Raw genomic sequence first — 24944 nt, forward strand, 5'->3', positions numbered from 1 at the left:
GATAGCGTCATGGGATTCAGGGGGTTTGTGTGCGCCGGCATGATGGCTTTGCTGGCCGGCGGCCCTGTATTGGCCGAGGATGGCTCGGTCGATCAGGCACGTGATGCACTGTCCAAGAAAGAGACTGACGCCGATAGCGCCAAGGCGCTGGAGCAGGTGTTCCAGGCCACGGAAAAGAGCTACACGCTGTTGAAGAAGGGCGAGCGGACCCTGACCTACGGTTTCGACTACTCGATGATGCGCGACACCCGCATCCAGCAGGTGCGCAGCGGCGAGAACATCTACAGCGTGCTGGCGCAGAACGAGACACAGCACACCTTCACCAACTCCTTCACGTTCGACTACGGCGTCTGGGACAACCTGACCTTCAGCCTGCGCTTGCCCTTCGTGGCCAAGTACGACACCGAGCGAAACATCCACGCCTACAGCCTCGGCGACATTTCCGCGACCATGCGCTGGCAACCCTGGGCGGCCGCGCGCGGGCGCCCGGTGACGACCCTCTACGCCACGCTCGGCCTGCCTACCGGCGACAGTCCCTACGACATGCACCCCGACCAGGACGTGTCAACCGGCAACGGGTACTACAGCCTCGGCGTGGGCGCCAACATGTCCTATGTGATCGACCCGGTCGTGCTCTACGGCTCCCTCGGTTACACCTACAACAAGCAGGTGGACAACATCCATCAGTACCAGTACGGCGAGGAGCTGAACAAGGTCACCCCGGGCGACACCCTGAACTTCGCCATGGGCATGGCCTACGCGCTGTCGTACGACGTATCGCTGGCCACCTCCTACCAGATGGCCTACCAGATGAAGAGTCGTTATCACTTCAACGACCGCTCCGTGGAGGCGCCCGAGCAGACCAGCGCGATCATGAACTTCTCGCTTGGCCTGCGAACCTCGCCTGACTACATCGTCAACGTGAACGCCGGATTCGGCCTGACCCAGGACTCGCCGGATGTCTTGCTGGGGATATCCCTGCCCCTGGACATCAAAGGCCTCAAGCCCGACTAAACGGCGAGTGACACATCCATGACGATACGCATTTCGCCACTCGTTCTGGCGATGGCTGGGGCGGGCTTTGGCTGGTGTTCGCCGGCCAGCGCGCAATTGGCCAACGACCTGACCATCGGCAACCCCAAAGCCATGGCCATGGCCAACGCGGTCACCGCCGATTCCACCGGGATCGATGCCGTGCACTACAACCCGGCGGCGCTGACCAAGCTCAAGGGTCGCCAGACCACGGTGAAGCTGGTGTCCGGGGTGATGGACATCCGCGCCGGCTTCAAGGCGCCGCCGAACTATGGCGAGTCCACCTTTGGCTTGACCAATGACCCGGTGGCCAACTCCAACAGCCGCACCCTGACGCCGACCATGTATCTGCCTGGCCTGGGCGGCATGACCGACGTGCCCATGCTGGTGGCGCCGCTCGCTGGATTGTCGATCAACCCACCCGGCTCCAAGTTCACCTTCGCCACCAACGTCTACACCCCGCAGGCGCTGGGCTATTCGCGGGATTCGGACAGCGATCCGGCGCGCTACGACGGGCGTCGGGTGTCGCTGCAGCGATTGACCTATTTCTCCCCCTCGATGGGCTACCAGATGAACGACTCGCTGTCCTTGGGGCTCTCGGTGGGCTTCTCGCACCAGGCGATGGCGCTGGACACCGACTTCCGCAACCCAGGCATGCTCACCGGCCTGATCCAGACCATCCATGACGTCGGTTGTGTGCCAGGGGCGCAGGAAATTCTCGAGTTGATGTTCAACGTCTGCGGCGGTCGCATCGGCCCTTACGACACCCTGGCCAACCTCAAGCTGGACATGCAGCAGAGCTTGTCGCCGAGCTTCAACCTCGGCGTGCTCTGGGAGCCCAACGACTGGTTCGCCTGGGGCGCGACCTACCAGAGCGAGTCGCGCATGAAGCTCAAGGGGAACTACCAGGTCAATTACACCAAGGACTGGCAGGGGTTGTGGTCGGGCTTGCAGAGTTCGGTGTTCGGCGCCTTCCTCAGTCCGCTGTTCCCCTACGGCAACGTGGCCCAGGAACGGGGCGTGGCGACGCTGAAGATGACCAACCCGGATACCTTCTCCACGGGTATCAAGCTGCGTCCGTTCGAGAACTGGCAGTTCAACGTCGACCTCAAATGGAGCGACTACAGCGACTGGAACAATCTGCAAATCGAGTTCGACAGGGAGCTCGACCTGTTGCGCATCGCCAGCACCTTCGCACCCAACGGCGCGACCACCCACAGCATCATCCTCGATCGTGGCTACCGCGATACCTGGAGCCCGGCGTTCGGCGTGCAGTACGACGTCAATGACCGTCTGCAGTTGCGCGCCGGCTACGAGTACCGGCCTTCGGCAATCCCCAAGGACAAGGCGGACGCCCTGGTGCCGATCGGCGATGCCAATCTCTATGGCCTGGGCCTGGGCTATCGCTGGGACAGGGATACCACCATCGACCTGGGCTTCAACTACTTCGTTTCCAAGCAGAGCATCAAGGCGGGACAGAGCTGCAACCTCAACTGCACGGGTATCGACAACCTGGTCTACAACCCCTATGCGGGGCTGGATGTCACCACGACGGTGAAGGCCTATGTGTTTGCCATGACCTACAACACCACGTTCTGAGAGAGGCACCGATGCGCAGGTTGAGCCAAATGACCCTGTGCCTGGCCATTGCCGGGCTCGCGCCATTCGCGCTGGCCGATGCCGGACGCTACCTGTCCTGGGTGGATGACAGCGGCCAGGTACACAACACCTTCGTCGAGGCTGGCTTCGGCCGGCAGCAGCGCCAGGCCGAGCAGCGCATCAGCCAGAGCGACCGGGCGCGCCTGCGCGACGATGGCTCGACGCGCTGGCCCGGCAGCCAGCCGGCGGGGGAAAGCAAGCGCCGCTATTTCACCTGGGTGGATGGCCAGGGCAACCTGCAGAACAGCTTCTACGCCGCCAATCAGGTACCCGGCGGCCGCGCCGACTACGTCCTGCCCAGCGGCGAGCGCTCCTCTGAGTACATCGATGCCGAAGCCTACGAAGACAAGGGATTCGTGCGCAGCGAGAATGGCAATCCGTATTACACCTGGGTCGATGAGCAAGGCCGCATGCACAACTCGCCGATCAGCGCCGAAGAACGTGCGGCAGGCATTCGGCGTAGCCAGATCGCCTTCAGCGACGGCCGCCAGGTGGAGTTCGACCAGCGCCCGCAGGCTTTGCCAGGCCTGGATGGCGCCGGTGAGCAGAGCGATGCCATGAAGGCCCTGCTCAAAGGCAGTGGCAAGACGCTCGACGACCTCTACCAGGATTTGCAGCGACGCTGCTGCGAGCAGATCGGCGAAAGCGACTTCACCGAATTGAGCGCCGATCAGCCGCGCTATGAAGAACTCAACAAGTTCTCGCCGAGTTTCGATTTCCCCATGGGCAAGAGCTACTACGTGGCGATGAAATTGCCCCATTCGCAGCAGGTCTACGGCCTGCGGGTGCGCAGCTTCGCCAACCATCAGGTGGTCTATCCGTCGCTGCTGTTCCTCGATGAGCACAAGCGCCCGACCCGCCTGGTGAGCGATGCCGTGTACAAGCTGAACCCCGAGACCTGGTATCGCTATGCGTTCATCGAGGGCACCGTGCCGGTGCGCGCCAATCAGGGCGAGCGCTATGTATTGCTGCTTACCACGGATGAGGACCGCAGCCTGCAGACGCTGGACAACAAGCCTTACAAGCGCCCGCTGCAAGACCTCTCGGTGAACGAGGCCGGTATGCAGGTGCATGCCCATGCGGACCAGGGCGGCTTCGAGCTGGCGGTGGTGCGCTGATGGGGTTCTTCACCCCGCGCGGCCGGAGCGTCAGAGTTCGCGGGGTGGCACGTGGCCGAACAGTGCCTGGGAGAAGCGCACGCGCTCTTCCGCGGTCTCTTGCACCCCCTTGGCGCGCAACTCCTCCAGGCGCGCTTCCACCGCCTGGCAACGGTGCACCAGCCCGCAGTCGTTGGCGATCTGGATGTTCAGGCCGGGACGCGCGTTGAGTTCAAGGATCAGCGGGCCCTTGTCCTGATCGAGGACCATGTCCACGCCGATGTAACCGAGGCCGCAGAGTTCGTAGCAACTGGCCGCGAGCTTCATGAAACCGTCCCAGAAGGGCAGTTGCACGCCGTCCACCGCGTTGGTGGTGTCCGGGTGCTTGGCGATCTTGTTGTTCAGCCAGGTGCCGCGCAGGGTCATGCCGGTCGCCAGGTCGACGCCGACGCCGATCGCACCCTGGTGCAGGTTGGCCTTGCCGTTGGATTGCCGGGTCGGCAGGCGCAGCATGGCCATCACCGGGTAGCCCATGAGCACGATGACGCGGATATCCGGCACGCCCTCGTAGCTGATGCTCTTGAAAATCGGGTCGGGGGTGACGCGGTACTCGATGAGCGCGCGGTCACGGTGTCCGCCCAGGGAGTAGAGGCCGGTGAGGATGCTGGAGAGCTGGTACTCGATCTCCTCGCGGCTGATGATGCGCCCGGAGACCGTCTTGAAATTGCCTTCGAAGCGGTCGGCGATGACCAGGATGCCGTCGCCGCCAGCGCCCTGGGCCGGCTTGATGACGAAATCATCGCGCTCGCCGATGATCGCATCGAGCTTCTCGATTTCCTTTTCGGTGGAGATGATCCCGTACATTTCCGGTACGTGGATGCCCGCTTCGATGGCGCGCTGCTTGGTGATGATCTTGTCGTCGACGATCGGGTACAGGTGCCGCTTGTTGTACTTCAGCACATAGTCCGCGTTGCGTCGGTTGATCCCCATGATGCCCTTGGCTTCCAGGGCTTTCCATCGCTTGATCAGGCCGAACATGGCTCAGTCCTTGAGGAACGCTTTGAAGCGCGCCAGCTCGGTCAGGCGGTAGCCGCGGTAACGCCCCATCGCCAGCATGAAGGCCACCAGGATCAGCAACATCGCCGGGAAGGTGAAGACGAAGTACACCAGCTGCGGCACGCGCATGAGAACGTGCGCCAGGGCTGCCGCCACCAGGGTGCCGATCGCCGCCTTCATGGCGTGCGCCGCGCCGCGCTCTTCCCAGGTGATCGACAGGCGTTCGATGCTCATGGTCAGGATCACCATCGGGAACAGTGCCACCGACAGGCCGCTCTCGAAGCCGAGCTTGTGGCTGAACAGGCTGATCACCGCGATCATCACCACCACGAAGGTCAGCACCACCGACAGGCGCGGCAGCATCTGCAACTTCAGGTGTTCCAGGTAGGAGCGCAGCGACAGGCCCAGCGCGGTGATTACGGTGAACAGGCCAATGCCCCATTGCAGGCCCGTTTCGCGGAAGGCGAGGGCGATCAGCACCGGGGTGAAGGTGCCGAGGGTCTGGATGCCGATCAGGTTGCGCAGGACCAGGATCACCAGCACGCCGAAGGGGATCATGATCATGATCTGGAAGGTCTGCTGGGTGGAGAGCGGCAGGCCGTAGAGCGAGTACTCGAGGAAGGCCGCGTTGGCGTTCTGGTCGGACAGCTTGGCCAGGCGGATGGCATTCATCTCGCTGCTGTTCAGGCTGAAGTTGACCTGAGCCTTCTTGCCGCCTTCCACGGTCAACAGGCTTTCGTCGCCCAGCCACCAGATCAGTCGGTCGCTGGGCAGGCCCTGCTCGCCGGTGTCCGGGTTGAAGTACAGCCACTCCTTGCCGTTGTAGCTGCGCAGCCAGAGTTCCGGGGTCTGCTGCTGGTTGGCCAGCAGGCGCAGCGTGTGCACGCGCTCCATGGACACATGGGCCAGGCCGAGCAGGGTTTCGACGACGTAGCTGCGCTTCTCCGGGCTGGTATCGCCGGCCAGCAGCAGCTTGACGTTGTCGTCATTGAGGTTGTTGGCGCGCTTGATGGTTTCGCTGACGAAGGTTTCGATGTCCGCCGAATGCTGGCGGATGGGCGCGATCAAGGCTTCGGCGGCGATCTTCTCCGGGCCTTCGAGGGGCGGGCTGTCGCGCAGTACCGGGCCCTTTTCCTGGGGCTTGTCACCACTGAATCGCTTGGTCAGCACCAGGCGGTAATAGAGCGTCTGCTTGCCGCTGGCGCGGCGCGACGACCAAGTCACTTTGCGGTTGCCGTTGTTGCGATTGATGCTCACCCCGTAATCGTTCGACACGAAGCTCTCGTTGAGGCTGACATAGTCATGGCTCAGCGGCGGGACGAACATCTGCACCTTCACCGGCGTCTTCGGCGTGGCGACGAACTCGACCCGGGCGTCGATGTTCCACAGGTTGTCGGTTTCCGCCTCGGACATCGGAATCCCAAGAACGAAGATCTGGTAGGCGGTGATCGCAATCCCCAGGGCCACCAGGACGGCTATCAGGATCTTCAGGTGCAGGTTGGTGGAGCGCATGGGGTTTACTCAGCAATTTTCGCAGAGGGACAGCCGGGCTGGCCGGCGGCGTATTTCAGGCTGGGGTCGACCAGCGCACCGAAACGTTTGAGCGCGTCGGAACCGATCAGCAGCGGGTATTGGAAGGCGCTGCGGTCGGTGAGGTTCACTTCGATGGTGCGCCGCACCTTGCCCAGGCAGACATCCAGTTCGATGACCGGGCGGGCGGTGTAGTTCTTGTCTTCGTCTGGGTCGTAATCGCCATGGCGACGCTTGATTTTGCTGATACGCGCCAAGGGCCGTTCGAGCGGTTCGCGGTCGGCGGTATCGCTGGCCAGGTAGAAGCGCACCCAGGTCTCTCCGTCGCGCTTGAAGCGCTTGATGTCTCGGGCGCTGAGCGAGGCGGTCTTGGCGCCGGTATCGAGCTTGGCGGCGAGGACTTCATCGAGTTCGGCGATGTGCGCGTATTCGTTGAGTCCGTACACCGTCTTGCCGGCGGCGAGCAGCGGGCCGCTGAGCAGAAAAAAGGCAAAGAGAAACAGCAGGGCTGTGGGCTTGAAGGTCATGGGTCCAGAGAGGCCACGAGGCCGCGTGAAATCGGAATGTCCGGCAAACGCCTCGGCCTGGCCGGCGGGAAGCTGACCCAGGTGGAATGCGGCGGGCATTCTAACACGTGACATTTTCGCGGCGACAAGGGAATGGCGTGCCTTGGGTCCAGAGCCGCCAGTTGCCGGGAGGATTGCCGAGAATGCGCGGTAGTTAACGAAAAAGCTGGCGCAACGGCCAGCTTTCGATGGGCTCGGGCGCTTACTTGAATCGGCGCTCGACGCCTTTCTCCACCAGAATCTTCGCCGAGATTTCCTCGACCGAGAAATGCGTCGAGTTGATGTAATTGATGTTCTCGCGGCGGAACAGGTTCTCGACTTCGCGCACTTCGAACTCGCACTGGGCGAAGCTGGCATAACGGCTGTTGGGCTTGCGCTCGTTGCGAATCGCAGTCAGTCGGTCGGGGTCGATGGTCAGGCCGAACAGCTTGTGCTTGTAGGGCTTGAGCGCATTGGGCAGCAGCAGGCGCTCCATGTCTTCTTCGGTCAGCGGGTAGTTTGCCGCACGAATGCCATATTGCAGTGCCATATACAGGCAGGTGGGGGTCTTGCCGCAGCGGGAGACGCCTACCAGAATCAGGTCGGCCTTGTCGTAGTAGTGGGTGCGAGCGCCGTCGTCGTTGTCGAGGGCGAAGTTCACCGCATCGATACGCTCCATGTAGTTGGTGTTGTGGCCGATGCTGTGGGACTTGCCGACGGAGTACGAGGAATCGGCGGACAATTCCTGTTCCAGCGGGGACAGGAACGTCGAGAAAATGTCGATCATGAAACCGTTGGACTGGGCCAGGACAGCCCGTATCTCGCGGTTTACGATGGTGTCGAAGATGATCGGGCGGGCACCGTCCGCCTCGGCAGCAGCGTTGATTTGCTGTACCATGGCGCGCGCTTTTTCTTCGCTATCGATGTAAGGTCGCGTCAGTTTGACGAAGTTGATGTTCTCGAATTGCGCGAGGAGACTTTGGCCGAGCGTTTCGGCTGTAATGCCGGTTCCGTCGGAAATGAAGAATGCCGTTCGTTTCATCGCGCTGCGGGCCTTAAGGTAGGAACGATTCTTGGCTATGATAGGCCGCGCTTTTGCAAGGCCTTTTGTCGGGGCATTGTCACTTATTTTTCCGGCTCAGGCCAGGATACGGCAGTGTCACAGCGACCCGTTTGAGCTTTTCCAACATTCAGTGGAGAGATCACCTTGGTAGAGTACGTAGTTTCCCTCGATAAGCTCGGCGTCCATGATGTCGAACATGTGGGGGGCAAGAACGCATCCCTGGGCGAAATGATCAGCAACCTTGCCGGTGCTGGCGTTTCCGTTCCCGGTGGCTTCGCCACCACCGCTCAGGCCTACCGTGACTTCCTCGAGCAGAGTGGCCTGAACGATCGTATTCATGCCGCGCTGGATGCCCTCGATGTCGATGACGTGAATGCCCTTGCCAAGACCGGCGCACAGATCCGTCAGTGGGTGATGGACGCCGAGTTCCCTGCCAAGCTGGACGCCGATATCCGCAAGGCCTTCGCCGCGATGGCCGGCGGCAACGACAACATGGCCGTTGCCGTGCGTTCCTCGGCGACCGCCGAAGACCTGCCGGACGCCTCGTTCGCCGGTCAGCAGGAAACCTTCCTCAACATCCGTGGCGTGGACAACGTGATCCGTGCCGCCAAGGAAGTTTTTGCCTCCCTGTTCAATGACCGCGCCATCGCTTACCGCGTGCACCAGGGCTTCGATCACAAGCTGGTCGCCCTGTCCGCTGGCGTGCAGCGCATGGTGCGTTCGGAAACCGGCACCGCCGGGGTGATGTTCACCCTGGATACCGAGTCCGGTTTCCGTGACGTGGTGTTCATCACTGGCGCCTATGGCCTCGGCGAGACCGTGGTGCAGGGTGCGGTGAACCCCGACGAGTTCTACGTGCACAAGCCGACCCTGGAGGCCGGGCGCCCGGCGATCCTGCGCCGCAACCTCGGCAGCAAGGCGATCAAGATGATCTACGGCGAAGAAGCCAAGGCCGGCAAGTCGGTCAAGGTCGTCGACGTGGACAAGGCCGACCGTGCGCGCTTCGCCCTGTCGGACTCCGAGGTCACCGAGCTGGCCAAGCAGGCGCTGATCATCGAGAAGCACTACCAGCGCCCGATGGACATCGAGTGGGCGAAGGATGGCGACGACGGCAAGCTGTACATCGTCCAGGCCCGTCCGGAAACCGTGAAGAGCCGTTCCAGCGCCAACGTCATGGAACGCTACCTGCTGAAAGAGAAGGGCAAGGTCCTGGTCGAAGGCCGCGCCATCGGCCAGCGCATCGGCGCCGGCCCGGTCAAGGTCATCCATGACGTCTCCGAGATGGACAAGGTGCAGCCCGGCGACGTGCTGGTCTCCGACATGACCGACCCGGACTGGGAGCCGGTGATGAAGCGCGCCAGCGCCATCGTCACCAACCGCGGCGGGCGTACCTGCCACGCGGCGATCATCGCCCGTGAACTGGGCATCCCGGCCGTAGTCGGCTGCGGCAACGCCACCGCGGTGCTGAAGGATGGCCAGCGCGTCACCGTTTCCTGCGCCGAAGGCGATACCGGCCTGATCTACGAAGGCGAGCTGGGCTTCGATGTGCGTCAGAACTCTGTCGATGCCATGCCCGAGCTGCCGTTCAAGATCATGATGAACGTCGGCAACCCCGACCGCGCTTTCGACTTCGCCCAGTTGCCGAACGAAGGTGTGGGCCTGGCCCGCCTGGAGTTCATCATCAACCGCATGATCGGCGTGCACCCGAAGGCGCTGCTGAACTTCTCCAGCCTGCCGGCTGACATCAAGGAAAGCGTCGAGAAGCGTATCGCCGGTTACTCCGATCCGGTTGGCTTCTACGTCGAGAAATTGGTCGAGGGCATCAGTACCCTGGCCGCCGCTTTCTGGCCGAAGAAGGTCATCGTGCGTCTCTCGGACTTCAAGTCCAACGAATACGCCAACCTGATCGGCGGCAAGCTCTACGAGCCGGAAGAAGAGAACCCGATGCTCGGTTTCCGTGGCGCCTCACGCTACATCAGCGAATCCTTCCGCGATTGCTTCGAGCTGGAATGCCGGGCGATGAAGAAGGTGCGCAACGAAATGGGCCTGACCAACGTCGAGATCATGGTGCCCTTCGTGCGTACCTTGGGCGAGGCGGCCCAGGTCGTCGAGCTGCTCGCCACCAATGGCCTGAAACGCGGTGAGAACGGCCTGCGCGTGATCATGATGTGTGAGCTGCCGTCCAACGCCCTGCTGGCCGATGAGTTCCTCGAGCATTTCGATGGCTTCTCCATCGGCTCCAACGACCTGACCCAGTTGACCCTGGGCCTGGATCGGGACTCGGGTATCGTCGCGCACCTGTTCGACGAGCGTAACCCCGCAGTGAAGAAGCTGCTGAGCAACGCCATTCAGGCGTGCAACAAGGCCGGCAAGTACATCGGCATCTGCGGACAGGGTCCGTCGGATCACCCGGACCTGGCCAAGTGGCTGATGGAGCAGGGCATCGAGAGCGTTTCGCTGAACCCGGACTCGGTCCTCGATACCTGGTTCTTCCTGGCGGAAGGCCACGCCTGACGCTACGTCCATTCAGTCCGAAAGGGCGGGTGCTTGCACCCGCCTTTTTTGTGCCAGCCCTTTCCATGCAAAGCAGCAGCGAACTCTTTCCCGTGGCGCTCGTCAGCGCCGAACTTCGCGGAGACCTCACCGAGGATGTCTACCGCCTGAAGCCGAACAACAGCCCGGACTCCAGCGTCGAACTGGCGCTCACGCGCTTGGGCTCGCTGGGTCGCAAGGCCGCCGGCGTGCCGGTGATACTCCTGCACGGTAGTTTCTCCAACCGGCGCTTCTGGTATTCGCCCAAGGCGGCCGGTCTCGGTCCCTACCTGGCGCGCGCCGGCTTCGATGTGTGGATTCCGGAAATGCGCGGGCATGGTTTGTCGCCGCGCAACCTGAACTACGAGCGCAATCGCGTGGCCGACTATGCGCGCTTCGACCTGCCGGCCATTGCCCGCTTCGTCATCGAGCAGAACGGTAGTCGACCGCACTGGCTGGGTCATTCCCTGGGAGGCATCACGCTGGCGGCGGCGCTCGGCGGCGGCTACCTGGGCGAGGCTGAAGTCGTCAGTGCCGGACTCTTCGGCAGTCAGATCAGCCGCGTCTACTGGCCACTGAAAATGCCACCGGTCGAGTGGAGCGGACGTTTCCTGCTCAAGCGCATGGGAGTGCTATCCGGCTCGCGCCTCAGGCGCGGCCCGGAGGACGAGCCCATGGGTCTGGGGCTGGAGGCGCTGCGCTGGTATGGTTTGTTCGGCCGCTTTGGCGAGCGGGACAACGATTGGTGGGCGGGGCTGGCGAAGGTGACGCTGCCGGTGCTCGCGGTCAGTGCCGAAGGCGACCATCAGGATCCACCCTGGGCCTGCCGCAAGCTGTTCGAGCAGTTTTCCTCGGAACGTGGTGCCTACCTCTGTCTGGGGCGTCGTGCGGGGTTCAGTGAGCAATTCGGGCATGTCGAAATGCTGGTCAGCAAGGCCGCGCAGAGCGAAGTCTGGCCGCTGGTGCTGCACTGGCTGGAGCATCTTTCCCTGCCGGACAGGCATCAGAAAACCACGCCCGATTGAAGCCAGATGTCTAATACACGGGCGTATCCCGCTGGCATTACACTCGCTAGACTGTGACGCCAAGCCCGAATCCGGTCATTCCAGATCACTTCGGAGGTTGAATGTTCGTTGCGCTCGAGCGCTTGCTGAATCTGCATGATGGATATCGGCGAGTGTTCCGCGTCGCCCAGCGCGATGTGCTGTTGTTGGTGGCGGAAGGTCGCTCGTTTCTCCTGGAGAATCGCTGCCCGCATCAGGGCGCTGCGCTTCACGGGGCGACGCTGAGTGGCAGAACGCTGCGCTGCGGCCGGCATGGCGTGGAATTCGACCTGGATTCCGGTCGCGCGCTGAATGCGGTCTGTCCGGGCCTGCTCCGACTGGAGCTGGCCTACGACGGTGATCACGTCGGCGTCGACCTTTGAGTCTGCTCGGCTTCACTGGCCTCAACCCGTAATCCCGGTTCATCTAAAGGAGCTTCCCATGCATTACGTCACCCCCGATCTGTGCGACGCCTACCCGGAACTGGTTCAGGTCGTCGAGCCGATGTTCAGTAACTTCGGCGGGCGCGACTCCTTCGGTGGCGAGATCGTCACCATCAAGTGCTTCGAGGACAACTCGCTGGTCAAGGAGCAGGTCGAGAAGGACGGTAAGGGCAAGGTTCTGGTCGTCGATGGCGGTGGTTCCCTGCGCCGTGCGCTGCTGGGCGACATGCTCGCCGAGAAGGCGGCGAAGAACGGTTGGGAAGGCATCGTCGTCTATGGCTGCATCCGGGATGTCGATGTGATCGCGCAGACCGACCTGGGCGTGCAGGCGCTGGCCAGCCACCCCATGAAGACCGACAAGCGTGGCATTGGCGACCTCAATGTGGCTGTCACCTTCGGTGGCATTACGTTCCGTCCGGGCGAGTTCGTCTACGCCGACAACAACGGCATCATCGTTTCCCCGCAAGCGCTGAAAATGCCTGAGTGATGGCGAACGCCTGAGGTCATCGGCGGTCAATGGGGAGCCGGTCGCTGCCGGCCAGGCTCCCCTATCGCGTCGGATGGAGCCGAGGGGCGGCCGTTCGATATCGGAATTCATGGAACAAGGCATGCAGCAATACGAAAGCGGAACCGAGCGCGGGTTGATCTATGGCTATGTGCTGGACGGCCGTGGCGGTGGGCGCCAGGTGACGCGCAACGAACTGCCGCTGCTCGATCTCAAGCCCGAAGAGAGCCTTTGGATGCATTGGGATCGCGGCGTACCCGAAGCGCAAGCCTGGTTGCGCGAGTCCAGCGGGCTCAACGAGTTCACTTGCGATCTGCTGCTGGAGGAGGCGACCCGTCCGCGCCTGCTCGATCTGGGCGCCGAGCGCTTTCTGGTGTTCCTTCGTGGGGTCAATCTGAACCCTGGCGCAGAGCCTGAGGACATGGTTTCGCTGCGCGTGTTCGCCGAGGCCGGCCGAGTGATCTCACTGCGCATGCGGCCGCTCAAGGCCGTGGCCGATCTGCGCGCGGACCTGGCGCAGGGGCGAGGCCCCAAGACTGCCTCCGAGTTGGTGTTGAGCCTCGCGCATTACCTGACGGATCGCGTCGACACGCTCATCGCTGGACTTGCCGACCAACTCGATGGCATGGAAGAGGCGATCGAAGAGGATGAGCAGAGCATTCCCGACCAGTCCGTCCTGCGGACGCTGCGTCGCCGCTCCGCGGGACTGCGTCGCTACCTTGCTCCGCAGCGTGACATATACGCGCAACTCACACGCATCAAACTGACCTGGACTGTCTCCGACGACGCCGACTACTGGAACGAGCTGTACAACAGCCTGACCCGCAACCTGGAAGAGCTGGAGCTTCTGCGCGAGCGCGTTGGCCTGATCCAGGAGGCCGAACACCGGCGTATGACCGAGCGCATGAACAAGACCATGTACATTCTTGGTATCATTACCGGCTTCTTCCTGCCCATGAGCTTTGTGACTGGGCTCCTGGGGGTCAACGTTGGCGGTATTCCCGGCTCCAGCGCGCCTTACGGTTTCGCCGTGGCCTGTCTGCTGATCGTCGCGATCGCCGGTTTCCAATGGTGGGTCTTCCGCCGCCTGCGTTGGCTCTGATGTGACTTGTGCTGGTGTGACTGCGTCAAGGCAGCACACGAAGGTGAGGTGTGCATGCACGACCCATTCGAAGAATCGCTGCGCGATCTGCTGCGCATGCCGGCGGAACAGCCGGGTGACGATGTGCGCCTGGGCCGCGTGCTGAAGACCGCCAACCGCCAGGTCGGCGCGGGCGATCTGTTCAGCCTGATGGGCCACTGGCTGGAAGCTCTGGCCATCGGCGTCACCCGCGGCGCCGCGCACCTGGCTCCGGTATCGCGCCAATCGCAGAATCCCGTCCCCTCCGCTGACAAGGCCGACTGAAGATGCAATTCGATATCTGGACGCAAAGTTTGCTGACAGCCATGAATACCCTATGGGGCAAGCTCGCCGGTTTCATTCCCAACCTGCTCGGCGCCCTGGTCGTCGTGTTGCTCGGCTTTGTCGTGGCCAAGCTGCTCGACACCCTCCTTTCCAAGCTCCTTGCCAAGCTGGGCCTGGATCGCCTGATGGCCGGCACCGGCTTGACCAAGCTGCTGGCTCGCGCGGGCATTCAAGTGCCTGTCTCGACCCTGGTCGGCAAGATCGTCTATTGGTTCGTTCTGCTGGTATTCCTGGTTTCCGCGGCCGAGTCCCTGGGGCTTCAGCGTGTGTCGGCCACCCTCGATGTCCTGGCGCTCTACCTGCCGAAGGTTTTCGGCGCTGCCTTGGTCCTGATCGTCGGCGTGCTTCTGGCGCAACTGGTCAACAGCGTGGTGCGTGGCGCGGCGGACAGTGTCGGCCTGGATTACTCCAATGGCCTGGGGCGAGTGGCGCAGTGGTTGGTGATCATCATCAGTATCTCGGTGGCCATCGGCCAACTCGAGGTCAAGACCGATCTGCTCAACTACATCATCGCCATCGTACTGATCAGCGTCGGATTGGCTGCCGCCCTGGCCCTCGGGTTGGGTAGTCGGGGAATCGCCGGGCAGATCATCGCCGGTATTTATGTGCGTGAGCTGTATCAGGTCGGGCAACACCTGAAAGTGGACGATGTCGAAGGCGTCATCGAAGAAATCGGCACGATCAAGACTATTCTGCTGACCGACGAGGGTGAGTTGGTGTCCATTGCCAACCGCGTACTCCTCGACCAGCGTGTGACCAGCCGCTGAGATGATCCTGAGCTGCGCCGACGCCGCTTTTCGCAAGCTGCGTCGGCTTCTGACATGACTTGGCCCGACCCGACTTGAACAAGCCGCAACCATTGTCCCAGCGCTACGACCCGCGCCAGCTGACCGATGAGGAGCTGGTGGAACGCTCCCACGACGAGCTGTTCCACGTGACCCGGGCCTACGAGGAACTCATGCGCCGTTATCAGCGCACGCTGTTCAACGTCTGCGCGCGTTATCTGGGGAACGACCGAGATGCGGATGATGTATGTCAAGAAGTGATGCTGAAGGTTCTGTATGGTCTGAAGAACTTCGAAGGTAAATCCAAGTTCAAGACTTGGCTCTACAGCATTACCTACAATGAATGTATTACCCAATACCGCAAGGAGCGGAGAAAGCGGCGATTGCTCGATGCCCTGAGTCTTGATCCCCTGGAGGAGGCCTCCGAAGAGAAGGCACCAAAGGTGGAGGAACGGGGGGGGCTAGATCGCTGGCTCGTGCATGTCAATCCCATCGATCGGGAAATTCTGGTGCTGCGTTTTGTCGCAGAGCTGGAATTCCAGGAGATCGCAGACATCATGCATATGGGCCTGAGTGCGACAAAAATGCGCTACAAGCGTGCGCTAGATCGCCTTCGCGAGAAGTTTTCAGGGATATCCGAAACATAGTTGGGCAAATATTGTCTCTCTAATTCGCAAGTTCTGGTAAACTTGCCCGCAAGTTGCACCCGTCTGCCTATTCTTTGGTAGCGGACAACTTACTGACCACCAAGATGGGGATTTAACGGATGAAACTGAAGAACACCTTAGGCGTCGTTATCGGCTCCTTGATCGCCGCCTCCGCTGTGAATGCGTTCGCTCAAGGCCAGAACTCGGTCGAGGTGGAAGCTTTCGGCAAGCGCTACTTCACCGACAGCGCCCGCGACATGAAAAATGGCGATCTGTACGGCGCATCGGTAGGCTACTTCCTGACCGACGACGTTGAGCTGGCGCTGTCCTACGGTGAGTACCACGACATTCGTGGCACCTACGAGACCGGCAACAAGAAGGTCCATGGCAACCTGACCTCCCTGGACGCCATCTACCACTTCGGCACTCCGGGTGTCGGCCTGCGTCCGTACGTATCGGCAGGTATCGGTCACCAGAGCCTGACCAATATCCACGATGACAACGGCAGCCGTCAGAACCTGACCCTGGCCAACATCGGTGCTGGTCTGAAGTACTACTTCACCGACAATTTCTACGCCAAGGCCAGCCTCGACGGCCAGTACGGCCTGGAGAAGCGTGACAACGGTCACCAGGGCGAGTGGATGGCTGGCGTGGGCGTCGGCATGAACTTCGGCGGCGGCGCCACCAAGCCGGCCCCGGCTCCTGAGCCGGTTGCTGAAGTCTGCTCCGATGCGGACCACGACGGCGTCTGCGACAACGTCGACAAGTGCCCGAACACCCCGGCCAACGTCACCGTTGATGCCAATGGCTGCCCGGCCGTTGCTGAAGTCGTTCGCGTTCAGCTGGACGTGAAGTTCGACTTCGACAAAGCCAAGGTCAAAGAGAACAGCTACGCTGACATCAAGAACCTGGCTGACTTCATGAAGCAGTATCCGAAGACCACCACCACCGTTGAAGGCCACACCGACTCCGTCGGCACCGACGCCTACAACCAGAAACTGTCCGAGCGTCGCGCCAGCGCTGTTCGTGACGTACTGGTCAACACCTACGGTGTACAAGGTAGCCGCGTGAACGCTGTTGGTTATGGCGAGAGCCGTCCGGTTGCTGACAACAGCACCGCTGAAGGCCGCGCTGTTAACCGTCGCGTAGAAGCGCAAGTAGAAGCCCAAGGCAAACAGCAGTAAGTTCGCCTGAGCTCCGAGAGAAACCCGGCCTTGGCCGGGTTTTTCTTTGCCCGCGAAAATCGTTCAGGCGCTGCGCGCCAACGCCTGTTCGGCGCGAGTGGCGACATCACCGATGATCAATACCGCCGGGCTGCTCAGGTGGAACGCCGTGGCATCGGCCAGCATGCGGGACAGGTTGCTGCGGCATTCGCGCTGTTGTGGCAGCGAGGCATTTTCGATCATCGCTACTGGCATGTTGGCGCGCATTCCGCCGGCCAGCAGGCCATCGCGAATGTCGGCTAACCGCGCCACACCCATATACACCACCAAGGTGGTGCCGCCTTGGGCCAGGGCTGGCCAGTTCGGCACGCTATCGTCCTGAGTGTGCGCAGTGACCAGGCTTACGCCGCGGCTGATGCCGCGCAGGGTGAGGGGGATGCCGCACTGGCTGGCGGCGGCCAGGCCGGCAGTGATGCCATTGACCAGTTCACACTCGATACCGCGGGCGCCGAGCCACTCGGCTTCTTCTCCACCGCGCCCGAAAATGCAGGGGTCGCCGCCTTTCAGGCGGACCACTCGCCGGCCTTGTCGCGCATAGCGCAGCATCAGGCGGTGAATGAAGTCTTGCGGTGTGGAGCGGCAGCCGCCGCGTTTACCGACGCGCAGCACGCGTGCCCTGGGGCAGTGCTCCAGCAACTGCGAATTGACCAAGTCATCCAGCAGAACCACTTCGGCGCCTTGCAGCACCTTGGCAGCCTTCAGGGTGAGCAGCTCCGGATCGCCCGGACCCGCGCCGACCAGCCAGACTTTTCCACTCATGAGCAACTCCTCAGGCATTGACGGCGATGGCGCCGCTTTCGCTGGCCAGCAGTCGTTTGATTTCCGGCACGCAGGACCCGCATTGGGTGCCGCAGCCCAGTTCGCGTTTGAGTCCGTCCAGGTCGAGACCCTTGGCGATAGCGCCACGGATTCGGCTGAGGCTGACATTCATGCAGCTGCACAGGGTCTTGTCCGTGGTGGTGCTCGACTGCGCTCCGGCTGGCGCAAGCAGTTTGCGGCGCAGATCGGCGTCGCTCTCGCCAGACAGCCAGAGGGCCTTGAGCCAGTCGTAGGCGATGTCCGTTCCGGCCAGGCGCAGACCGAGGATGCGGCCTTCTTCGAGGCGGACGCGTTTGCCTTGTGCGCGGCGTGGATCGTCGTAGGCCAGCACCGGGCCGTCGTTCAGCTCCAGCACTGCATCAATGCGTTGCAGCCAGGCCGGGTCCGGCGGGCTGGCGTGCGCGGCGCGGATCTGCAGGGCCGGGCGTTCACGGCCGACCAGGCTGAAGCTGGCATAGTCGAGCGCCTCGAAGAGTGGGCGTAGCGCGGCGAAACGTGCCTGCACCTGGTCTTCGACCAGGGCGAAGAATTGCCAGGGCAGTTCGACGGCGCTGACCTCCACGGCGGCATGCTTGAGTTCTGGCTGGCGTGACAGCGGGTCGACGGTCGGCAGGGTCAGGGCGTTCACCCCTAAACCCTTGAGGAAGCGTTCGCCCCAGTGCATTGGCAGGAAGGCTTGGCCCGGCAGCAGGTTGTCGTCGCTCTGCACGGGCAGGACCAGGCTGCCGCGCCGGCTGGCCAGGCGCACCAGTTGACCGTCGTTCAGGTGACGCCGGCGCATGTCTGCCGGGTGCAGGCCGAGGCGGGCTTCTTCGACATGGCCGAAGGCCTGGGCGAGGGTACCGGTCCGGGTCATGCCGTGCCACTGGTCGCGCAGGCGGCCGGTGTTGAGGATCAGCGGATAGCGCGCTTCGCGTCGCTCCTGTGGCGCACGATAGGTCTCGGCGATGAACTGCGCGCGGCCGCTGGCGGTGGCGAAGCGCCCGTCGCTGTACAGACGCGGCGTGCCGCGCTGTGCGCCGGCGGGGCGGGGCCATTGCTGCGGGCCGTCGCGGTCGAGCAGCGCATAGTCGATGCCGCTGATATCCAGGTCGCGTCCGCGGGTCAGTTGCCGGTATTCGTCGAACACTGCCTGCGGCTGGTCGAAGGCGAACAGGCTGGGCTGTCCGGGGCGCAGCCGGCGTTCCAGGCGGCGGCCGAAGTCGCAGGCAATGGCCCAGTCGGCGCGCGCCTCGCCGGGCGCGGCTATGGCGCGACGGACATGGCTGATGCGGCGTTCGGAGTTGGTCACCGTGCCTTCTTTCTCGCCCCAACTGGACGCTGGCAGCAGCAGATCGGCGTAGCGGCAGGTTTCGCTGCTGGCGAAGGCTTCCTGCACCACCACGAAGGGACAGGCTTCCAGTGCCTGGCGTACCTGCTGTTGGTTGGGCAGGGACTGCGCGGGGTTGGTGCAGGCGATCCAGAGTGCCTTGATGCGCCCGGCGCGTACCGCATCGAAGAGTTCGACGGCGGTCAGGCCCGGCGTCGCGGGCAGGTCGTCGACGCCCCAGTAGCGCGCCACCTCGGCGCGGTGCTCGGGGTTGGCGGCCTCGCGGTGGCCCGGCAGCAGGTTGGCCAGGCTGCCGGTTTCGCGCCCGCCCATGGCGTTCGGTTGCCCGGTGAGGGAAAACGGTCCGGCGCCTGGGCGGCCAATCTGCCCGGTGGCCAGGTGCAGGTTGATCAGCGCGCTGTTCTTCGCGCTGCCGGCCGTCGACTGGTTCAGGCCCATGCACCACAGGGAGAGAAAGCTCGGCGCGCGGCCGATCCATTCGGCGCAGCGTTGCAGGTCTTCCACGCGGATGCCGCAGATCTCCGCTACCGCCAGCGGGCCGTAGTCGCGCACCAGCGCCTTGAGTTCGTCGAAGCCCTGGGTGTGCGCCTCGATGAATGCGCGGTCGACCCAGCCTTCCCACAGCAGCAGGTGGAGGATGCCGTGGAACAGCGCGACGTCGGTGCCCGGCTGGATCGCCAGGTGCAGGTCGGCCAGTTCGCAGGTGTCGGTACGCCGTGGGTCGATGACGATGACTTTCATCTCCGGGCGTTGCGCCTTGGCTGCCTCCAGGCGGCGGAACAGCACCGGGTGGGCGTAGGCCATGTTGCTGCCGGCGATCATTACGCAGTCGCTCAGCTCCAGGTCTTCATAGCTGCAGGGCGGGGCGTCGGCGCCCAGGCTGCGCTTGTAGCCGACCACGGCGGAGGACATGCACAGCCGCGAGTTGCTGTCGATGTTGTTGCTGCCGATGAGGGCGCGGGCCAGTTTGTTGAAGGCGTAGTAGTCCTCGCTCAGCAATTGCCCGGAGACATAGAAGGCAACGCTGTCCGGACCGTGTTCGCGGATGCTTTCGGCGAACACCGCGGCGGCGTGATCGAGGGCGCTGTCCCAGTCGCTTCGGCTGCGCGCCAGTTGCTTGCCCAGGCGTAGTTCCGGGTAGCGCGCGCGGGCGGCGAGGTCGCCACTGAGGTGCAGGTTGGCGCCTTTGCTGCACAAGCGGCCGAGGTTGGCGGGGTGCTCTGGGTCGCCGCGCACGCCGAGGATGCGTTCGCCGTCGTGCTCGATCAGGACGCCGCAGCCGACGCCGCAATAGCAGCAGGTGCTGGCGGTGGTTTGGGTAGAGGACATGGCGATCTCCCGCAGTCGGACAGGCAGGCCGGTATCAGGCGCAGGCGGCGACGTGCCTGAGCGCCAGCAGCACGCGGCCGTTCTCCACGCGCACCGGGTGGCGGTGCGCGCAACCGACGTCCGGGGCCACCGCTTCGCCGCTTTCCAGTTCGATCTGCCAGTTGTGCAGTGGGCAGGCCACCCGCTTGCCGTAGATCAGCCCCTGGGATAACGGGCCGCCCTTGTGCGGGCAACGGTCGTCGAGGGCGAAGACTTCGTCGGCGGCGGTGCGGAACAGAGCGATGTCGCCGCGCGGCCCGGCAACGATGCGCGAGCCGAGCGGGGTGATGTCTTCCAGGGCGCAGATATCCATCCAGTTCATGGTGTTCTCCCGAGATACGGTGGCGACGTTCGGCCTCCTCCCGTCGAGGGAGGAGGGCGCTTCAGGTGGGGTCAGGCCGGTTCCAGCTGTTGCAGAGGAATTCGCTCGAACTCCTTCTTCAGCTGCGGCTGTTCGATGCGCTGTTGCCAGGGGTCCTGCTCCAGCGACAGGGCGAACTGCAGGCGTGCGTGCAGCGCCTTGCGCTTTTCCGCGTCCTCCAGCACGGCCTGCTTGATGTGCTGCATGCCGACGCGCTGCAGGTAGTGCACGGTGCGCTCCAGGTAGAAGGCTTCTTCGCGGTACAGCTGCAGGAAGGCACCGCTGTACTCGCGGACCTCCTCGGCGCTCTTGAGCTTGACGAAGAACTCCGCGACCTCGGTCTTGATCCCGCCGTTACCGCCGATGTAGAGCTCCCAGCCAGAGTCCACGCCGATGATGCCGATGTCCTTGATGCCGGCCTCGGCGCAGTTGCGCGGGCAGCCGGAGACCGCCAGCTTGACCTTGTGCGGCGACCACATGTTGAACAGGTCGTGTTCCAGGTCGATGCCCAGTTGCGTCGAGTTCTGCGTGCCGAAGCGGCAGAACTCGCTGCCCACGCAGGTCTTCACGGTGCGGATGGACTTGCCGTAGGCGTGGCCGGAAGGCATGTCGAGGTCCTTCCAGATCGCCGGCAGGTCTTCCTTCTTCACGCCCAACAGGTCGATGCGCTGGCCACCAGTGACCTTGACCATGGGCACCTTGTACTTGTCGGCGACATCGGCGATGCGCCGCAGTTCGGCGGGGTTGGTGACGCCGCCCCACATGCGCGGCACCACCGAATAGGTGCCGTCCTTCTGGATGTTGGCGTGGGCGCGTTCGTTGATCAGGCGCGACTGCGGGTCGTCCTTGGCTTCGTCCGGCCAGGTGGAGATCAGGTAATAGTTCAGCGCCGGGCGGCAGGTCGCGCAGCCGTTGGCCGTGTTCCAATCCATGAAGCGCATGGCTTCGGCCATGGAGGTCAGGTGGTGCTCGCGGATGGCCTTGCGTACCTGCCCGTGGTTGAGGTCGCTGCAGCCGCAGATGGCTTTCTCGCTCTTTGGCTTGACCTCGGCGGCGCCGCCGACGGTGCTGATCAGGATCTGCTCCACCAGCCCGGCGCAGGAGCCGCAGGAGCTGGCCGCCTTGGTGTGCTTTTTCACCTCGTCGACGCTGAACAGGCCGTTTTCCTGGATGGCCTTGACGATGGTGCCCTTGCAGACGCCGTTGCAGCCGCAGACCTCGGCGCTGTCGGGCATGCTGGAGGCGCGGTGCTGGCCCTGGTGGCCGACGTCGCCCAGGCTGCCTTCGCCTAGACCGGCCGTGCCGAACATCAGGTGGTCGCGGAACTGCGCCACATTCTGGCTTTCGCGGATCTGCCGGAAGTACCAGCCACCGTCGGCGGTATCGCCATAGAGGCAGGCGCCGACCAGTACGTCGTCCTTGATCACCAGTTTCTTGTAGACACCGCCGATGGGGTCGGAGAGGGTGATGGTCTCGGTGCCTTCGCCGCCCATGAAGTCGCCGGCGGAAAACAGGTCGATGCCGGTCACCTTGAGCTTGGTCGAGGTCACCGAGCCTTTGTAGCTGGCGAAGCCGAACTGGGCCAGGTGGTTGGCGCAGACCTTGGCCTGCTCGAACAGCGGTGCCACCAGGCCGTAGGCGATGCCGCGATGGCTGGCGCATTCGCCGATGGCGTAGATGCGCGGGTCGTAGGTCTGCAGGGTGTCGTTGACCAGGATGCCGCGGTTGCACGGGATGCCGGACTTTTCCGCCAGCTCGGTGTTCGGGCGAATACCGGCGGCCATCACCACCAGGTCGGCCGGGACCACGTCGCCATCCTTGAAGCGCACCGCGCAGACGCGGCCTTCGCCGTTGTCCATCAGTTCGTCGGTGACGGTATTCAGGCGGAACTTGATGCCGCGTGCCTCCAGGGCGCTCTGCAGGAGTTTGCCGGCGGTGCGGTCGAGCTGGCGCTCCAGCAGCCAGTCGGAGAGGTGCACCACGGTCACGTCCATGCCGCGCTGCTTGAGGCCGTTGGCAGCCTCCAGACCGAGCAGGCCGCCGCCGATGACCACCGCGTGGCTGTGGCGTTTGGCGGTGTCGATCATCACTTGCGTGTCGGCGATGTCGCGATAGCCGATCACGCCATCCAGGCGATTGCCCGGCACCGGCAGGATAAAGGGATTGGAGCCGGTGGCGATGAGCAGACGGTCATACTCGGCCTCGCTGCCGTCGGCGGCGATCACCCGGCGCTGGCGCCGGTCGATCTGCACTACCTTGCGGTCGAGCAGCAGGCGAATGCCGTTTTCCGCATACCAGTTGAGGTCGTTGAGAACGATGTCCTCGAAAGCCTGCTCGCCGGCCAGCACCGGCGAGAGCAGGATGCGGTTGTAGTTGGGGTGCGGCTCGGCACCGAACACGGTGATCTCGTAGAGGTCCGGGGCGATCTTCAGCAGTTCTTCGAGGGTGCGGATGCCGGCCATGCCGTTGCCGATCAGGACGAGCTTGAGCTTTTTCATGTCTGGGGCTCCCGTTCAGGAATCCGGAAAACAAAAAAGGCGTCCCGCTGGTTGCCCAGCGAGGACGCCTTTGTCCAAGTCCCGATCGATCGGGAAGTGCGGCCCTCGTCGTTGAGGTCCGCGCTTTTGTAAATTGTTGCCAGTGTTATTGCAGGTGCCGTGCCAATTCCCTGGGAGGCGCATGGCGCGGGGCTTGGGGGCATTGCCGCGAGCGCTTCCCCGGGCTTTCGTGCACTGCCGTGAGGCGTGTGGAGTCGATCTGGTGCATGTTCAGTGCTGCAACCAGGCGAGTAGCAGCAGGAGGTTGGCCAGCAGGGAAACCAGCGCCAGGCCGCGCCAGAAGCGCAGCGGGTGGCGTGCCAGCAGCGGCGTCGGACGCAAGCCGGCTTGGCGCTCGCCTTGTTCCAGCGCCAGCAGGCATTCCTCGGCGGTTTCGAAGCGCTGCGCCGGGTCGCTGTGCAGCGCCCGCAGCAACCAGGTTTCGAGCCAGGCCGGCAGGTCGGGCCGATAGCGACTGGGCGCCGTCGGCTGGCCGAAGCGGGGGTGCTGGAAGGCCTCGATTTCACCGTAGGGATATTGCCCGCAGAGCAGGCGGTAGAGCGTGGCGCCGGCGCCGTAGAGGTCTTGCCGGGCATCTGGCGCGGCGCCCTGGAACGCCTCCGGCGCCAGGTAGGACGGTGTCCCGGGCAGGCTGTGCGGTTCGTCGCCGGACAGTCCGGGGCAGAAGGCCAGGCCGAAGTCGAGCAGGCGCAGCTCGCCATCCGCGCCGCGATGCAGGTTTTCCGGCTTGATGTCGCGATGCAGGATGTTGCGCCTGTGCAGTTGCCCGAGGGCGCGGAGCAGGCGCGAGGCGGTGTCCTGCCAATCGTTGAGGCTGAGCGGACCCTGCTGGTGCAGTTGCTCGGCGAGGGTTTGCCCGGGGTATTCGCGCATCACGTAATACAGGTGTTGGCGCTGCGGCAGGCCATGCAGCTCCGGGAAATAGCGCCCCTGCACACGGCGCAGGAACCATTCCTCCAGCAGCAGCGCCTGGGCGGCGCGCTGATCGTCCCGCAGCGCGCTGGGCAGCGTTTTCAGCAGCCAGGCGCGTTGCTGGCGATCGAGCACGCGGTAGATCAGTGACTGACGGGACTGCGCCAGGGTGCCCTGTACCTGCCAGCCCTCGAAGTCCTGGCCCGGGCGCAGTAACGGTGGCAGCGGCCAGTCGCCGAGTTGCGCCAGGGTGTCCCCCAGGCCGCTCGCCGGCAGGTTGTCGATGCGCACCAGCAAGGCGCTGGCGTTGTCCTGGCTGCCGGCCAGGTGAGCCGCCCTGACCAGGGCGTCGACGCTGTCCTGGGGCGTCGTTGAGTCGCCGAGTATGCGGCGGATGCCCGCATCGCCCAGGCTGGCCCAGACACCGTCGCTGACCAGCAGGAAGGCCTGGCCGGGCTGCAGCTCGCCGTCGCGGTAGTCCACCACCAGATGCTGGTCGAGGCCGAGGGCGCGCTTGAGCACATGCTGCATGCCCGGTTGGTCCCAGACATGGTCCTCGGTCAGGCATTGCAACTGCCCGTCCTGCCAGCGGTACAGGCGACAGTCACCGACGTGCGCGAGGGTGAAGCGGCGGCCGCGCAGGATCAGCGCGGTGAGGGTGGTCAGCAGCGGCTGGCCTGCGCCGTTGGCGCGCAGCCAGCGATTCTGCGAGAGCAGCAGGCGCTCCAGGGCCTGGGCGATGGCCCAGGTCTCGGGCGTCGCATAGTAGTCGCTGGCCAGTGCCTGCACGGTCAGGCGCGCGGCCAGGCCGCCGTCGGCACATTGACTGACGCCGTCGGCCAGGGCGAACAACAGCCCCTTGCTGGCCGCCAGTGCCGCAGGCGGAGTGACCGCCCGCAGCGCGTCCTGGTTCTCCGCCCGTGGCCCGCAGGCGCTGGCCTGGGCGAAGCTGACCCGCAGGCCCATGCCGG

General features: G+C 63.7%; 21 protein-coding genes. 12 read left to right on the forward strand and 9 right to left on the reverse strand.

The annotated features are described in order from the left end of the window. Positions 1–9: 9 nt before the first annotated feature. The 3 genes from BLQ74_RS08375 to BLQ74_RS08385 are packed head-to-tail and all read left to right on the forward strand — an operon-like array spanning position 10 to position 3809. Positions 10–1014, forward strand: coding sequence for a transporter (locus BLQ74_RS08375; protein ID WP_090262103.1), 1005 nt, complete (start codon positions 10–12; stop codon positions 1012–1014). Between the two features lie 18 nt (positions 1015–1032). Next, complete coding sequence (locus tag BLQ74_RS08380) at positions 1033–2631, forward strand: outer membrane protein transport protein (RefSeq protein ID WP_090262104.1); 1599 nt, start codon at positions 1033–1035, stop codon at positions 2629–2631. Between the two features lie 29 nt (positions 2632–2660). Continuing rightward, the gene (locus BLQ74_RS08385; RefSeq protein WP_425287485.1) at positions 2661–3809 is read left to right on the forward strand and encodes a MalM family protein; all 1149 of its coding nucleotides are present in this window, start codon (positions 2661–2663) and stop codon (positions 3807–3809) included. Positions 3810–3839: 30 nt separating this feature from the next. Here BLQ74_RS08385 and BLQ74_RS08390 read toward each other — a convergent pair whose 3' ends face one another. From BLQ74_RS08390 to ppsR, 4 genes are all read right to left on the reverse strand, one after another. Beyond that, the gene (locus BLQ74_RS08390; RefSeq protein ID WP_090262106.1) at positions 3840–4826 is read right to left on the reverse strand and encodes an alpha-L-glutamate ligase-like protein; all 987 of its coding nucleotides are present in this window, start codon (positions 4824–4826) and stop codon (positions 3840–3842) included. Positions 4827–4829: 3 nt separating this feature from the next. Beyond that, positions 4830–6356, reverse strand: coding sequence for an osmotic stress tolerance membrane protein RloB (gene rloB, locus BLQ74_RS08395; RefSeq protein ID WP_090262107.1), 1527 nt, complete (start codon positions 6354–6356; stop codon positions 4830–4832). Positions 6357–6361: 5 nt separating this feature from the next. Beyond that, positions 6362–6901: a retropepsin-like aspartic peptidase RloA gene (gene rloA / locus BLQ74_RS08400; protein ID WP_090262108.1), complete on the reverse strand. Its 540-nt coding sequence runs from the start codon at positions 6899–6901 to the stop codon at positions 6362–6364. 241 nt (positions 6902–7142) lie between these two features. Then, positions 7143–7961 carry a posphoenolpyruvate synthetase regulatory kinase/phosphorylase PpsR gene (ppsR, locus tag BLQ74_RS08405; protein ID WP_090262109.1) on the reverse strand — a complete coding sequence of 273 codons (819 nt, stop codon included), beginning with the start codon at positions 7959–7961 and terminating at the stop codon, positions 7143–7145. Positions 7962–8126: 165 nt separating this feature from the next. On the opposite strand from ppsR, the gene ppsA reads away from it, so the two are divergent. The 9 genes from ppsA to BLQ74_RS08450 all read left to right on the forward strand — a co-directional run bounded on the left by ppsA (position 8127) and on the right by BLQ74_RS08450 (position 16586). Then, positions 8127–10496, forward strand: a complete 2370-nt coding sequence (gene ppsA / locus BLQ74_RS08410; protein ID WP_090262110.1) for a phosphoenolpyruvate synthase — start codon at positions 8127–8129, stop codon at positions 10494–10496. A 65-nt stretch (positions 10497–10561) separates the two neighbouring features. Next, positions 10562–11539 (forward strand): alpha/beta fold hydrolase, encoded by a 978-nt coding sequence (locus tag BLQ74_RS08415; protein ID WP_090262111.1) that lies wholly within the window; start codon positions 10562–10564, stop codon positions 11537–11539. Positions 11540–11640: 101 nt separating this feature from the next. Then, on the forward strand, positions 11641–11940 hold the full coding sequence (locus tag BLQ74_RS08420; protein ID WP_090262112.1) for a Rieske (2Fe-2S) protein: 300 nt from the start codon (positions 11641–11643) through the stop codon (positions 11938–11940). Positions 11941–11998: 58 nt separating this feature from the next. Then, positions 11999–12487 carry a ribonuclease E activity regulator RraA gene (gene rraA / locus BLQ74_RS08425; RefSeq protein ID WP_090262113.1) on the forward strand — a complete coding sequence of 163 codons (489 nt, stop codon included), beginning with the start codon at positions 11999–12001 and terminating at the stop codon, positions 12485–12487. 121 nt (positions 12488–12608) lie between these two features. Then, positions 12609–13607, forward strand: coding sequence for a zinc transporter ZntB (locus BLQ74_RS08430; RefSeq protein WP_090262424.1), 999 nt, complete (start codon positions 12609–12611; stop codon positions 13605–13607). A gap of 48 nt (positions 13608–13655) precedes the next feature. After that, on the forward strand, positions 13656–13910 hold the full coding sequence (locus BLQ74_RS08435; protein ID WP_090262114.1) for a CrfX protein: 255 nt from the start codon (positions 13656–13658) through the stop codon (positions 13908–13910). Positions 13911–13912: 2 nt separating this feature from the next. Beyond that, positions 13913–14737 (forward strand): mechanosensitive ion channel family protein, encoded by an 825-nt coding sequence (locus BLQ74_RS08440; RefSeq protein ID WP_090262115.1) that lies wholly within the window; start codon positions 13913–13915, stop codon positions 14735–14737. A gap of 74 nt (positions 14738–14811) precedes the next feature. Further along, entirely contained in the window at positions 14812–15402 is a 591-nt protein-coding gene (gene sigX, locus BLQ74_RS08445) for an RNA polymerase sigma factor SigX (protein ID WP_090262116.1), read from the forward strand. Positions 15403–15521: 119 nt separating this feature from the next. Next, positions 15522–16586, forward strand: a complete 1065-nt coding sequence (locus BLQ74_RS08450) for an OmpA family protein (RefSeq protein ID WP_090262117.1) — start codon at positions 15522–15524, stop codon at positions 16584–16586. A 63-nt stretch (positions 16587–16649) separates the two neighbouring features. Here BLQ74_RS08450 and cobA read toward each other — a convergent pair whose 3' ends face one another. From cobA to BLQ74_RS08475, 5 genes are all read right to left on the reverse strand, one after another. Further along, positions 16650–17384 (reverse strand): uroporphyrinogen-III C-methyltransferase, encoded by a 735-nt coding sequence (gene cobA, locus BLQ74_RS08455; protein WP_090262118.1) that lies wholly within the window; start codon positions 17382–17384, stop codon positions 16650–16652. A 10-nt stretch (positions 17385–17394) separates the two neighbouring features. Further along, positions 17395–20103, reverse strand: a complete 2709-nt coding sequence (locus tag BLQ74_RS08460; RefSeq protein ID WP_090262119.1) for a nitrate reductase — start codon at positions 20101–20103, stop codon at positions 17395–17397. 34 nt (positions 20104–20137) lie between these two features. Next, complete coding sequence (gene nirD / locus BLQ74_RS08465; protein WP_090262120.1) at positions 20138–20464, reverse strand: nitrite reductase small subunit NirD; 327 nt, start codon at positions 20462–20464, stop codon at positions 20138–20140. Positions 20465–20535: 71 nt separating this feature from the next. Continuing rightward, positions 20536–23001 carry a nitrite reductase large subunit NirB gene (gene nirB, locus BLQ74_RS08470; protein ID WP_090262121.1) on the reverse strand — a complete coding sequence of 822 codons (2466 nt, stop codon included), beginning with the start codon at positions 22999–23001 and terminating at the stop codon, positions 20536–20538. Positions 23002–23271: 270 nt separating this feature from the next. Further along, on the reverse strand, positions 23272–24939 hold the full coding sequence (locus BLQ74_RS08475; RefSeq protein WP_090262122.1) for a bifunctional protein-serine/threonine kinase/phosphatase: 1668 nt from the start codon (positions 24937–24939) through the stop codon (positions 23272–23274). Between the last annotated feature and the right edge of the window lie 5 nt (positions 24940–24944).

This window comes from Pseudomonas panipatensis (genome assembly GCF_900099785.1).
GTDB lineage: Bacteria > Pseudomonadota > Gammaproteobacteria > Pseudomonadales > Pseudomonadaceae > Pseudomonas > Pseudomonas panipatensis.